Below are 12,351 nucleotides of genomic sequence, written 5' to 3'. Positions count from 1 at the left end.
CCGCCGTGGACAATGACGTCTCCGCGGGAAGCGGAAACACTTCCGTTGTGGGCCGACTCGCCCTGGGGATAACCCTGTTGGCGTTCGGGCTCGGTACGACCGGTGTGATCGACGGCGTGGCGACGGCCGACGCCGCGTCAGTGGCCCACTACGTGGGCGGAGTCGCCCTGTTCCTGGTCGGCCTGCTGGCCTTCCGCGACCGCGACCCGGCCTCCGGTACGGGCTTCACGGCCCTCGGCGCGCTGTGGTTCACCTGGGCCGTCGCGAGCCCCGGGTCGGCTCACGCGGCCGGGCTCTTCCTGCTGCTCTTCGCCCTCGTGGCGCTCACGTTGACCCTCGCGGGAGGGGACAGGCTCGGCCAGGTCATGTACGGGCTGCTGTTCCTGGCGATGCTCGTGCTGGCCGTGGCCCAGTTCGCGGACAGCTCCGCTCTGGCCAAGGCCGGAGGCTGGGTGGCCGTCGCCTCCGGGGCGGTGGCCTGGTACGCGGCGACGGCCGCGCTGGCGCACTGGCCGACGGCGCTTCCCCGACGTGCTGCGGGCCGGGGGGTGACGGCCGCCGGCTGAATCGAGCAGCACCGAAAGGACCCCCACGTGCGAGGTGGCACACGTGGGGGTCTCTTTTTCGCGCCTGGACCGGCGCCGCTTTCGCGGAGGCGGTTGCTCGCCGTGGGGGTTGCTCAATTATCGCTTCGGCCGTCGCGGGGGTTTTCTACTCCACCGTCACGGACTTCGCCAGGTTCCTCGGCTTGTCGATGTCGCGGCCCAGGATCTTCGCCGCGTGGTAGGCGAGGAGCTGGAGGGGGATGCCCATGAGGATCGGGTCCAGTTCGTCCTCGTTCTTGGGGACGACGATCGTCCGGTCGGCCTTCTCCTGCTTCTGGTGAGCCACCGCGAGGATCTTGCCGCTGCGGGCCTTGATCTCCTCCAGGGCGGCGCGGTTCTTCTCCAGCAGGTCGTCGTCGGGGACGATCGCGACCGTCGGCAGGGCGGGCTCGATCAGGGCCAGCGGGCCGTGCTTGAGCTCGGAGGCCGGGTAGGCCTCGGCGTGGATGTAGGTGATCTCCTTGAGCTTCAGGGAGGCCTCACGCGCCACCGGGTAGCCCCGGACACGGCCGATGAAGAGCATCGAGCGGCTCTCGGCGTACTCCTCGGCCAGCGCCTTGACCTCCTCCTCCTGCTTGAGGATCTCGGTGATCTGCTCCGGCAGCCGGCGCAGGCCCTCGATGATCCGCTTGCCGTCGCGGACCGAGAGGTCACGGGTGCGGCCCAGGTGCAGGGCGAGCAGGGCGAAGGCGACGGTGGTGTTGGTGAAGCACTTCGTCGAGACCACGCAGACCTCGGGGCCGGCGTGCACGTAGATGCCGCCGTCGGCCTCGCGGGCGATGGCCGAGCCGACCACGTTGACCACGCCGAGGACGCGGGCGCCCTTGCGCTTCAGCTCCTGCACGGCGGCGAGGACGTCGTACGTCTCACCGGACTGGGAGACCGCGACGTACAGGGTGTCGGGGTCGACGACCGCGTTGCGGTAGCGGAACTCGGAGGCAGGCTCGGCGTCGGCGGGGATGCGGGCCAGCTCCTCGATCATCTGGGCGCCGATCATGCCCGCGTGGTACGAGGTGCCGCAGCCGAGGATCTTCACGCGGCGGATCTTGCGCGCCTCGCGGGCGTCCAGGTTGAGGCCGCCCAGGTGCACGGTGGAGAACCGGTCGTCGATGCGGCCGCGCAGCACGCGGTCCACGGCGTCGGCCTGCTCGTGGATCTCCTTGTGCATGTACGTGTCGTGGCCGCCCATGTCGTAGGAGGCCGCCTCCCACTCCACGGTGGTCGGCTCGGACGTCGTACGGGTGCCCTCGGTGGTGTACGTGCGGAAGTCGTCGGCCTTCAGCGTGGCCATCTCGCCGTCGTCCAGCGTGACTATCTGCCGGGTGTGGGTGACCAGCGCGGCGATGTCCGAGGCGACGAACATCTCCTTCTCGCCGATGCCGAGGACGACCGGGGAGCCGTTGCGGGCCACCACGATGCGGTCGGGGAAGTCGGCGTGCATGACGGCGATGCCGTAGGTGCCCTCGACCAGGCGCACGGTCTCGCGGACCTTGTCCTCCAGCTTCTCGGCCGTCGAGCGGGCGATCAGGTGGACGAGGACCTCGGTGTCGGTCTCGGAGAGGAACTCGACACCGTCCGCCTCCAGCTTGCGGCGCAGGTCGGAGGCGTTGTCGATGATGCCGTTGTGTACGACGGCGACCTTCTGGTCGGCCGACATGTGCGGGTGGGCGTTCACGTCGGAGGGGGCGCCGTGGGTGGCCCAGCGGGTGTGGGCGATACCGGTGGTGCCCTTGAAGCGCGCCGGGACCTTGGCCTCCAGGTCGCGCACGCGGCCCTTGGCCTTGACCATCTTGAGGCCGGCCGACTTCGGGGAGGAGACGACGATGCCCGCGGAGTCGTAGCCGCGGTACTCCAGCCGCTGCAGACCTTCCAGCAGCAGCGGGGCCACGTCACGCTTACCGATGTATCCGACAATTCCGCACATGTATACGTATCTCTCAGCCTGGCGTCTCAGCCGTAGACCATGCGGCGCAGCTGCCTGAGCGTGAGCTCCGGCGGCGCCACCGTTCGGTATTTCAGGTCCGCCTCGATCCGGTCGAAGATCTCCGTGTTCTGCAGGCCCTGGGCCTGCAGCTCGCGGTGGCGGCGACGGACGTAGTCCTGCGTCGTCTCGTCGAAATAGGCGAGCACGTCCTGGACCACCCGCAGCGCCTCGCCCCTGCTCAGGGGCGTGGACCGCGTCAGGTGATCGACAAGTTCCTCGTGCACCCGGTAGATCCTGGGCCACCGGCGCGAGATTCGCAAGAATCGTGCCCGATTCCGGGCAGATGCCCGTTGGGTGCCCCCGTGGAGCGGTGTGCTGGGACTCTCGTGGGCAGGTGTTCGCAAGCCGTCCATCCGGTGTCCTGCGCGCGGTCGCCTGCGGGGACGAGTTTCAGGCGTCATGGACATTCCTCGCATGGGAGTACCCGAGAAGCTGGCCGAGCGCATGAGCATGGCCGAACAGCATGAGTACCTGCGCGCGCGATTCTCCCGGCGCGCCATGATCAGAGGCGGTGCCGTCACCCTGGGCGCCGTCACGGGCGGCGCGTTCGTGCCGGGCGCCACCGCACGGGCCGCCGTCCCGGCGCTGGGGGTACCTCCCACGCCCTTCAGGCGGTGGGGGAGCGCTACCCTGTCGGCCGAGACCGTCGACGGCGCCCTCGTCGCCCCCTTCGGCCGCCACCTGGCCTGGGGCAACGACCCGCGCACCGAGATCACCGTCTCCTGGCAGGTCCCGGTCGCGGTGAAGAAGCCGTTCATCCGGATCGGCGCCCATCCCTGGGACCTCTCCCGCAGGATCGACGCCGAGGTCCGCGCCCTGCACACCCCGGCCGGTGTCGGCGCGAGCGGTGACCACACCCAGTACTACATCCACGCCAGGCTCACCCACCTGCGCCCCGGCAGGACGTACTACTACGGCGTCGGTCACCGCGGCTTCGACCCGGCCGAGCCGCACCTGCTGGGCACCCTCGGCACCTTCACCACCGCCCCCGACCACAAGAAGCCGTTCACCTTCACCGCCTTCGGCGACGAGGGCGTCGGCTACCACGGCCTGGCCAACAACGCCCTGATCCTCGGCCAGAACCCGGCCTTCCATCTGCACGCCGGCGACATCGCCTACGGCGACCCCTCCGGCGCCGGCAAGACCACCGACACCGGCTTCGACTCGCGCACCTGGGACCAGTTCCTCGCCCAGACCGAGTCGGTCGCCAAGCAGGTCCCGTGGATGCCGGCGTACGGCAACCACGACATGGAGGCCTGGTACTCGCCCAACGGCTACGGTGGCGAGGACGCCCGCTGGACCCTCCCGGACAACGGCCCCGACAGGAAGAACCTGCCGGGCGTCTACTCCTTCGTCTACGGCAACACCGCGGTCATCTCCCTCGACGCCAACGACATCTCGTACGAGATCCCGGCAAACCTGGGCATCTCGGGCGGAACCCAGACCAAGTGGCTGGAAGCGCAGCTGAAGAGGTACCGCGCGGCCAAGGACGTCGACTTCGTCGTGGTCTTCTTCCACCACTGCGCCTACTGCACCTCCACCGCGCACGCCTCGGAGGGGGGCGTACGCCAGGAGTGGGTGCCGCTGTTCGAGAAGTACACCGTGGACCTGGTCATCAACGGCCACAACCACCAGTACGAGCGCACCGACGTGATCAAGGGGGACGCGGTCGCCAAGAAGCTCCCGATCGGGGGCACCGCCTACTCCGAGACCGAGGGTGTGGTGTACGTCACCGCCGGAGCGGCCGGCCGCAGCCTGTACGCCTTCACCGCCCCCGACTCCTACGAGGGCCACGAGCACGAGACCGACTCCGTCGCCTCGTTCGTCAACCTCAAGGACGGCAAGCGGAACGAGACCGTCGCCTGGTCCCGGGTGCGCTACCTCGACTACTCCTTCCTGCGCGTGGACGTCACGCCCGCGCCGAAGGGGCGGCAGACCACGCTGACCGTGTCGGGCATCGCCGAGACCGGTGAGCGCATCGACCACTTCACGGTGGCCCGCAGGGCGAAGTGACACCCGGTGCGCCCCGGGGCCGTGACGGGGCGCACCCGGCACCGGGCGCGGCGGTCCTCACATCCGCTGGAGGACCGCCCGCTTGGCCAGCGCGAACTCCTCCTCGGTGAGCACCCCCGAACGGTGCAGCTCGCCCAGTTCCCGCAGTCGCCGCAGCAGGGCGTCGTGGTCGTCCTCGGCGGCGGGCGGCCCGCCCGGCGGCAGGGCCTGCCGCGGCACGGCCGGCACGGCGGCCGGTGCCGACGGATGCGGCAGCCGCGCCTGCACGGCCGCCGCGACCAGCGCCATCAACGGGTCCTTGCGGAAGCCCCACAGCTCGACCGCGTTCGGGTCGTACTTCGGCGGCGTGGCGGGCGGCGCGCCGCGCACGGTGAAGCGCAGGCAGCCGTTCTCCAGCCCGGACGCCGGCTGCCACTGCACGGCGTCGATGTCCGCGAGCGGGATCGTCCGGGTGCCGGTGGCGGACTTGGCGTCCTCCGTCTTCCAGTTCCACTCCAGCCGCACCCGCTCCCCGTCGAAGTCCGCCGCGCCGTCCCCGGCCGCGGCGGCCACCGGCAGGGACGGTCCCGGCAGCAGGTAGCCGGTGACCGGCGCGGACGGGATCCCGTCCAGCAGCAGGGAGTTGCGGACCTCCTGCGCGAAGTACTCGGCCACGCCGTACCGGTCGGACTCCACGGGCAGCTGATAGGGGTCGTCGGCCTCCGCGAGCCGGCCGGCGGTGGCGAGCAGCAGGGGGTCGGCGCCGTCGCGCAGTCGCAGTCGCAGCCGCCCGGACCGCTTGCCCTGCTCGAACGAGACACCCGCCAACGCGCGCAGCGGGACCTCGAGTTCACCCAGGGCGCGGCGCAGCAGGCTCACGTTCCTGTCCCGTCCCGGGGTCAGCCGCAGGGCGTCCCCGGCGAAGACCCACGTGCCGTCCTTCTGGATGATTTCCGCCATGCGGGGATTGTTTCACCGGATGTGAGGGAGAGTGGTCTTGACCAATCCTGCAGTCCCGAAGGGAGCGCATGTGAGACGGCACCACAGCACGACTCCCCGACTGACCCGCGTCCTCGGATCCCTCCTGCTGGTGGCGGCGGCGGGCGCGTTCAGCGTCGGCGCGGCACCCGCACCCCGGGCCGCGGAACCGGCACCCCTGGACCGTGTGGTCCCGGCGCCCGCCTCGGTCGAGCCGGGCGGAGCCCCGTACCGCATCACCGCGGCGACCCGCGTCCGTGTCGACGGCGCCGCCGGATTCTCCGTCCGCCGCGTCGCCGCCTACCTGGCCGGCATCCTGCGGCCGTCCACCGGCTACCGGCTGCCCCTGACCGAGCAGGGCGAGGGCGGCATCCGACTGCGCCTGGCCAAGGGCTCGTTCGGCCCCGAGGGCTACCGGCTGAACAGCGCCCCCGACGGGGTCACCATCACCGCGAGCGCTCCCGCCGGCCTCTTCCACGGGGTGCAGACCCTGCGCCAGCTGCTGCCCGCGGCCGTCGAGCGCGGGACCGTCCAGCCCGGACCCTGGACCGTCGCCGGCGGCACCATCGAGGACCACCCCCGCTACGCCTACCGCGGGGCGATGCTCGACGTCTCCCGGCACTTCTTCACCGTCGGCCAGGTCAAGCGCTACATCGACCAGTTGGCCCTGTACAAGATCAACGAGCTGCATCTGCACCTCAGCGACGACCAGGGCTGGCGCATCGCCGTCGACTCCTGGCCCAGGCTCGCCTCCTACGGCGGCTCCACCGAGGTCGGCGGCGGTGCGGGCGGCCACTACACCAAGGCCGACTACCGGGAGATCGTCCGCTACGCGGCCACCCGCTACGTCGAACTCGTCCCCGAGATCGACATGCCCGGCCACACCAACGCCGCCCTCGCCTCCTACGCGCGGCTGAACTGCGACGGCACGGCGCCCCCGCTGTACACCGGCACCCAGGTCGGCTTCAGCTCCCTGTGCGTGAACAAGCCGGTGACGTACGACTTCGTGGACGACGTGATCCGCGAGCTGGCCGCGCTCACCCCCGGCCGCTACCTCCACATCGGCGGCGACGAGGCGCACTCCACCAGCCACGCCGACTACGTCACCTTCATGGACCGCGTCCAGCCGCTGGTCGCCAAGTACGGCAAGACGGTCATCGGCTGGCACCAGCTGACCGGCGCCACCCCCGCCAAGGGCGCTCTCGCCCAGTACTGGGGACTGGACGGCACCGGCGCCGCCGAGAAGGAGCAGGTGGCCGCGGCGGCCCGGAACGGCACCGGACTGGTCCTGTCCCCGGCCGACCGGGTCTACCTCGACATGAAGTACACGAAGGACACGCCCCTGGGGCTGTCCTGGGCCGGGCTGGTGGAGGTGAAGCGGTCCTACGACTGGGACCCGGGCACCTACCTCCCCGGCGCGCCCGCCTCGGCCGTCCGGGGCGTCGAGGCCCCGCTGTGGTCGGAGACCCTCACCAGGTCCTCCGACATCGAGTACATGGCGTTCCCGCGGCTGCCCGGCGTGGCCGAGCTGGGCTGGTCCCCGGCGGCCACGCACGGCTGGGACGCCTACAAGGTGCGGCTCGCCGCGCAGGGACCGCGCTGGGACGCCCTCGGCATCACCTACTACCGCTCGCCCCAGGTGCCCTGGCCGACGGGCTGACCGAGGGCGCGCGGGAGCGCGGGCACACGGCCGGTGAACGGCCGACGGGCACCCCGGAGGACCGTACTCCGGGGTGCCCGTCCGTCTGTGTGCCCTCAGAAGGCCGCCAGGGGGTTCTTCAGGCTCCCCACCAGCTGGAGCGCGCGGGAGGGATCGGCTAGGTCCACCATCTGCCGGTTGTCGCGCAGCTGGAGCCGGTTGAGGCAGGACAGCGCGAACTCCGGGGCGAACACGTCGTACTGCCGGAACCTGTCCTCCAGCCCAGGGTTCGCCTCCTGGTACTCGCGGGTGACCTCCGCGACCGTGCGCCAGAAGCCGTCCTCGGTCAGGATTCCCTCGGCGGCGAGGTTCGCGGCGAGGAAGCGGAAGAAGCAGTCGAAGACGTCGGTGAAGATCGACAGCAGCTTCTGGTCCTCCGGCACCTCGACCCGGATCCGCCGCACGTCCGGCGGCAGCACCGCGTCCGGGTCCATGACGGCGATCTCCTCGGCGATGTCCTTGTAGACCGCCCGCCGCACCACCCCGTCCTCCAGGACGAGGATCACGTTCTCGCCGTGCGGCATGTACACCAGGTCGTAGGCGTAGAAGCTGTGCAGCAGCGGGGTGTAGTACGCCCGCAGGTACCGGCGCAGCCACTCGGTGGGCGTCAGCCCGGACCGCTCGATCAGGGCGCCCGCGAAGGACGCGCCCTCGTGGTCCACGTGCAGCAGGGACGCCATGGTCGCCAGGGACTCGCCCTCGCCGAGCGAGGGCACCGGGCTCTCCCGCCACAGCGCGGCCAGCATCTTGCGGTAGGGCGAGTAGCGGTCGGTGGCCCGCTCGTACTCCAGGTGCCGGTAGCCGACGGCCGCGCGCTCGCGGATGATCGTCAGCCCGGTCGCCCTGAGCACCTCGTCGTTCTCGATGAGCTGGGCGAGCCAGTCGTTGATCGCGGGCGTGGCCTCCATGTAGGCGGCCGAGAGTCCGCGCATGAAGCCCATGTTGAGGACGGACAGGGCCGTCTTGACGTAGTGCTTGTGCGGGTCGGAGGTGTTGAAGAACGTCCGTATGGACTGCTGGGCCAGGTACTCGTCGTCGCCCTCGCCGAGGCAGACGAGGTGCCGGCGGGCCACCTCGGCGGCGAAGGTGACGCTGAGCTTGTTCCACCACTGCCAGGGGTGGACCGGGATGAGCAGGTAGTCGGCCGGGTCCAGGCCCTGCCCGGTGAGGACGGCGTGGAAGCGGTCCAGCGTCTCCTCGCCCAGCTCCTTTCGCAGGAAGGACTCGTACTCGATCCCGGCGCCGGCCGTGAACGCGGCCCGCGAGCGGTGCGCGGCAAGCCACACGAGCCGGACCGGGCTCGCGGTCTCCGGGGCGTACGACAGGAACTCGTGGACGCCGAACCCGAGCCGCCCGTTGTTGGCCACGAAGCACGGGTGGCCCTCGGTCATCCCGGTCTCGACGGCCTGGAATCCGGAGCGGGCCAGCTCGGCGGCCGGGACCTGCGGCTTGGTGAGCTTGTAGCAGGTGCCGGAGAGGGTGGAGGAGATCTCCTCCAGGTAGACCGGCAGGATCTCGTCGCTCAGGCCCAGGGCCCCGCGCAGCTCGATGAAGAAGTCGAGGGCGGCGAGGGGGAGTTCGGAGCCGTCGCGGTGGCGGGTGATCGAGTCCGCCTCGATCTGCCAGTGGTCGAGGCCGCGCAGGACGGCGGAGAAGCGGTAGGAGGTGAGACCGTCGTCGCTGCGCACGACATACCGGTCCCCGTCCTTCTCGGGGGTGATCAGCCGCTCGTGCGCGAACTCCGCGAGTGCCTTGCGGACGAGCTGACGGTTGGCGGTCTCCCAGCGCTCGGGGGAGAGGTGGGCCACGGTGTCGGCGAGGGTCATGCCGGCACCGCCGTCGCCTCGGTGAACCGCTCACGCGTGCAGAAGCTCAGCAACGCCTTCTTCTCCGGCTTCCGGATCTCCCGTTCGGGCACGAACCCGACGGCCTCGTTCAGGGCGTGCACGGCCTTGTTGGCCACATCGGGCTCCACGACCACCCGTCGGGCCTCCGGGTCCTCGAAGAGGTGCGCCATCACCGCGGTGATGACGGCCCGCGTGAACCCGTGCACGGGCGTGTCGGCGGGGGCGACGAGGAAGTGCATTCCGACGTCGCCCGGCCGCGGTTCGTACAGTCCGACCAGTTCGCGGTGGGCGGGGTCGTACTTCTCCATCAGGAAGACGGGGGTCCCGGCGTCGTCGAGTCCGAGGAGGGCGTGGTGGTGCGGGTCGGCCGCGATCTCCATGTAGGCGCGCTCGACGTCCTCCAGCCGCGCGTCCCGCATCATCCAGAACGCCGCCTTGGGGTGGGTGACCCAGCCGTGCAGCAGCTCGGCGTCCTTCAGGGGGTCGAGCGGGCGGATCGTGAAGGTCAGGCTCTTGTCTGTCATACCGCGAACTCCTGGAAGGCGATGGACTTCTCGACCGGGTAGTACTCCGTGCCCAGCAGCTCACGGATGATGTAAGCGTTCCGGTACGCGCCCATGCCCAGGTCGGGGCTGGTGATGCTGTGCGTGTGCACGCCGGCGTTCTGGAGGAAGACGCCGCGGCCGGTGACGTCGATGGCGTAGTTGCGGGCGAGGTCGAAGTTGCCCTGGGAGTCGTAGCGCAGCCGGTCGCGGACGGGCGCGAGGAACTCCGGCTCCCGGTACTGGTAGCCGGTGGCCAGGACCAGGCCCTCGCTGTCCAGCTCGAAGTCCTTGCCCTGCTCCTCCTGGCGGAAGGACAGGGTGTACGTGCCCCTCTCGTGCCGGGCGCCGGTGAGGGCCGCGTTGGTGAGCAGGCGGGTGGGGACGGGGCCGCCGAGGTTCTTCTGGTAGAGCAGGTCGAAGATCTCGTTGATCAGGTCGCCGTCGATGCCCTTGAACAGGCCCTTCTGCCGCGCGGTGAGCCGGTAGCGGGTGGCCTCGGGAAGCGCGTGGAAGTAGTCGATGTACTCCGGGGAGGTCATCTCCAGCGTGAGCTTGGTGTATTCGAGCGGGAAGAACCGCGGGGAGCGGGTGACCCAGTTCAGCCGGTAGCCGTGGACGTCGATCTCGCTGAGCAGGTCGTAGTAGATCTCGGCCGCGGACTGGCCGCTGCCGACCAGGGTGATCGACTTCTTGCGCTGCAGCTCCGCCTTGCCGTCCAGGTAACGGGAGTTGTGCAGGAAGTCGCCGCCGAGGTCCCGGCACGCGTCCGGGACGTGCGGCGGGGTGCCGGTGCCGAGGACGAGGCGGCGGGCACGGTAGGTGTCACCGGCCTGGGTGCGCACCACGTACACGTCGTCCTCGTACGTCACCTCGGTGACCGTGGTGCCGAAGCGGACGCTGGTGAGCTTGTTCGCGGCCCAGCGGCAGTAGTCGTCGTACTCGACGCGCAGGGGGTAGAAGTTCTCGCGGATGTAGAACGAGTACAGCCGGCCCTTCTCCTTCAGGTAGTTGAGGAAGGAGTACGGCGAGGTCGGGTCGGCGAGGGTGACCAGGTCCGACATGAACGGCGTCTGGAGGTGGGCGCCCTCCAGGAACATCCCGGCGTGCCACTCGAAGTCGGGCTTGGAGTCCAGGAAGACGCCGTCGAGCTCTTCGATGGGCTCGGTGAGGCAGGCGAGGCCGAGGTTGAAGGGGCCGAGCCCGATCCCCACGAAGTCATGAATGCGGCTGGCTTCAGGAAGCGCGGTCAAGGGAGTCTCCCAGGTACTGCTCGGCGTGGCCGGCGATCAGGTCGAGGACGGCGGCGATGTCGGCCGGCGTCGTCTCGGGGTTGAGCAGGGTGAACTTCAGGTAGTGGCGGGCGCCGACCTTGGTGCCCGCGACCACGGCGTCGCCGGAGGCGAACAGGGCCTTGCGGGCGTACAGGTTGGCGCGGTCGATCTCGGCCGGGTCGGTGACGGCGGCCGGGACGTAGCGGAAGACGAGGGTGGACAGCGACGGCTCGACGACGACGTCGTAGCGGGGATCGGCGGCCAGCAACTGCCAGCCCTCCCGCGCCAGTTCGCACACCTCGTCGAAGAGTTCGCCGATGCCGTCGGCGCCCATGGTGCGCAGCGTCAGCCACAGTTTGAGGGCGTCGAAACGGCGGGTGGTCTGCAGGGACTTGTCGACCTGGTTGGGGATGCGCTCCTGCACCATGCGGCGCGGGTTGAGGTACTCCGCGTGGTAGGTGGCGTGGCGCAGGGTGGCCGTGTCCCGGACCAGCAGGGCGGACGAACTCACCGGCTGGAAGAAGGACTTGTGGTAGTCGACGGTGACCGAGTCGGCGCGCTCGATGCCGTCGATCCGGTCGCGGTACCTGAGGGAGGCGAGTAGCCCGCAGCCGTAGGCCGCGTCGACGTGCATCCACACCCCGTGCCGCGCGCACAGCTCGGCGATCTCCGGGAGCGGGTCGATGGAGCCGAAGTCGGTGGTGCCGGCGGTGGCGACGACGGCCATGGGGACGAGGCCGTCCTGCGCGCAGCGCTCCAGCTCGCGGGCGAGCGCGAGGGTCTGCATGCGCTTGTCGTGGTCGACGGGGATGCTGACCACCGCGTCGGGGCCCAGGCCCAGCAGTTTCGCCGACTTCTTCACGCTGAAGTGGCTCACCTCGGAGGCGAAGACGCACAGCCTGGTCAGGTCGTCGGCCTTGGTCTCCTCGCGGGCCAGCAGCAGCGCCTGGAGGTTGGACTGGCTGCCGCCGGAGGTGAACACGCCGTCGGCGGCCGGTCCGAAGCCGATGCGCTCGGTCGTCCAGTCGACGAGACGGCGTTCGATGAGCGTGCCGCCGGCCGACTGGTCCCAGGTGTCGAGGGAGGAGTTGACCGCCGAGAGCACGGCCTCGCCGAGCACCGCCGGGATGACGACCGGGCAGTTGAGGTGGGCGAGGTAGCGGGGGTGGTGGAAGTAGACCGCGTCCCGGAGGTAGACGTCCTCCAGTTCGTCCAGCACCGCGACGGTGTCGCCCAGCGGCCGGTCGAGGTCGATGGCGTCGATGCGGGGTGCGAGGTCGTCGACGGTGATTCCGGTGAACGGACGTTCGGTGGTGGCGAGTTTGGCCGCCACCCGCTCTACTCCTTCGGTCACGGAGCGGCGGTAGTGCTCCGCTGTGAGGCCATTGAGCAGGTGCGAGCGCATGGGGGGTCCTCCGAGGGGACTGTCC

Annotated in this window: 10 protein-coding genes; 3 read left to right on the top strand and 7 right to left on the bottom strand. The window is 70.3% G+C overall.

Annotation, left to right across the window (positions count from 1 at the left end):
* The first annotated feature begins 5 nt into the window (after positions 1 to 5).
* Positions 6 to 566 (top strand): GPR1/FUN34/YaaH family transporter, encoded by a 561-nt coding sequence (locus OIB37_RS14430; protein ID WP_330457994.1) that lies wholly within the window; start codon positions 6 to 8, stop codon positions 564 to 566.
* A gap of 145 nt (positions 567 to 711) precedes the next feature.
* On the opposite strand, the gene glmS is transcribed toward OIB37_RS14430, so the two are convergent.
* Both glmS and OIB37_RS14420 read right to left on the bottom strand, forming a co-directional pair.
* Positions 712 to 2,529: a glutamine--fructose-6-phosphate transaminase (isomerizing) gene (gene glmS / locus OIB37_RS14425; protein WP_330457993.1), complete on the bottom strand. Its 1,818-nt coding sequence runs from the start codon at positions 2,527 to 2,529 to the stop codon at positions 712 to 714.
* 26 nt (positions 2,530 to 2,555) lie between these two features.
* Positions 2,556 to 2,813 carry a hypothetical protein gene (locus OIB37_RS14420; RefSeq protein ID WP_330457992.1) on the bottom strand — a complete coding sequence of 86 codons (258 nt, stop codon included), beginning with the start codon at positions 2,811 to 2,813 and terminating at the stop codon, positions 2,556 to 2,558.
* A gap of 190 nt (positions 2,814 to 3,003) precedes the next feature.
* On the opposite strand from OIB37_RS14420, the gene OIB37_RS14415 reads away from it, so the two are divergent.
* Positions 3,004 to 4,602 carry a purple acid phosphatase family protein gene (locus OIB37_RS14415; protein WP_330457991.1) on the top strand — a complete coding sequence of 533 codons (1,599 nt, stop codon included), beginning with the start codon at positions 3,004 to 3,006 and terminating at the stop codon, positions 4,600 to 4,602.
* Between the two features lie 57 nt (positions 4,603 to 4,659).
* On the opposite strand, the gene OIB37_RS14410 is transcribed toward OIB37_RS14415, so the two are convergent.
* Positions 4,660 to 5,541 (bottom strand): DUF4429 domain-containing protein, encoded by an 882-nt coding sequence (locus OIB37_RS14410; protein WP_330457990.1) that lies wholly within the window; start codon positions 5,539 to 5,541, stop codon positions 4,660 to 4,662.
* 70 nt (positions 5,542 to 5,611) lie between these two features.
* Here OIB37_RS14410 and OIB37_RS14405 point away from each other — a divergent pair, with 70 nt between their 5' ends.
* Complete coding sequence (locus OIB37_RS14405; protein WP_330457989.1) at positions 5,612 to 7,219, top strand: beta-N-acetylhexosaminidase; 1,608 nt, start codon at positions 5,612 to 5,614, stop codon at positions 7,217 to 7,219.
* A gap of 95 nt (positions 7,220 to 7,314) precedes the next feature.
* Here the strand turns inward: OIB37_RS14405 and OIB37_RS14400 are convergent, their stop codons facing one another.
* Genes OIB37_RS14400 through desA form a run of 4 tightly spaced genes read right to left on the bottom strand, consistent with a single transcriptional unit; the run spans position 7,315 to position 12,326 of the window.
* Positions 7,315 to 9,084, bottom strand: coding sequence for an IucA/IucC family protein (locus OIB37_RS14400; protein WP_330457988.1), 1,770 nt, complete (start codon positions 9,082 to 9,084; stop codon positions 7,315 to 7,317).
* Positions 9,081 to 9,629 carry a GNAT family N-acetyltransferase gene (locus OIB37_RS14395; protein WP_330457987.1) on the bottom strand — a complete coding sequence of 183 codons (549 nt, stop codon included), beginning with the start codon at positions 9,627 to 9,629 and terminating at the stop codon, positions 9,081 to 9,083. The genes OIB37_RS14400 and OIB37_RS14395 overlap by 4 nt, the downstream gene beginning before the upstream one ends.
* Positions 9,626 to 10,900, bottom strand: coding sequence for a lysine N(6)-hydroxylase/L-ornithine N(5)-oxygenase family protein (locus OIB37_RS14390; RefSeq protein WP_330457986.1), 1,275 nt, complete (start codon positions 10,898 to 10,900; stop codon positions 9,626 to 9,628). Before OIB37_RS14390 ends, OIB37_RS14395 begins: the two co-directional genes overlap by 4 nt.
* A complete protein-coding gene (desA, locus tag OIB37_RS14385) occupies positions 10,884 to 12,326 on the bottom strand; it encodes a lysine decarboxylase DesA (RefSeq protein ID WP_330457985.1) in 1,443 nt (480 codons plus the stop codon). Before desA ends, OIB37_RS14390 begins: the two co-directional genes overlap by 17 nt.
* Between the last annotated feature and the right edge of the window lie 25 nt (positions 12,327 to 12,351).

The organism is Streptomyces sp. NBC_00820, assembly GCF_036347055.1.
GTDB lineage: Bacteria > Actinomycetota > Actinomycetes > Streptomycetales > Streptomycetaceae > Streptomyces.
This window is presented reverse-complemented; position numbering and strand designations above follow the sequence as displayed.

What these genes read in the sequence shown, in the direction of transcription:
- glmS (WP_330457993.1), bottom strand. Translation starts at nt 2,529, where the DNA reads ATGTGCGGAATTGTCGGATACATCGGTAAGCGTGACGTGGCCCCGCTG.
- OIB37_RS14415 (WP_330457991.1), top strand. Translation starts at nt 3,004, where the DNA reads ATGGGAGTACCCGAGAAGCTGGCCGAGCGCATGAGCATGGCCGAACAG.
- OIB37_RS14410 (WP_330457990.1), bottom strand. Translation starts at nt 5,541, where the DNA reads ATGGCGGAAATCATCCAGAAGGACGGCACGTGGGTCTTCGCCGGGGAC.
- OIB37_RS14400 (WP_330457988.1), bottom strand. Translation starts at nt 9,084, where the DNA reads ATGACCCTCGCCGACACCGTGGCCCACCTCTCCCCCGAGCGCTGGGAG.
- OIB37_RS14395 (WP_330457987.1), bottom strand. Translation starts at nt 9,629, where the DNA reads ATGACAGACAAGAGCCTGACCTTCACGATCCGCCCGCTCGACCCCCTG.
- desA (WP_330457985.1), bottom strand. Translation starts at nt 12,326, where the DNA reads ATGCGCTCGCACCTGCTCAATGGCCTCACAGCGGAGCACTACCGCCGC.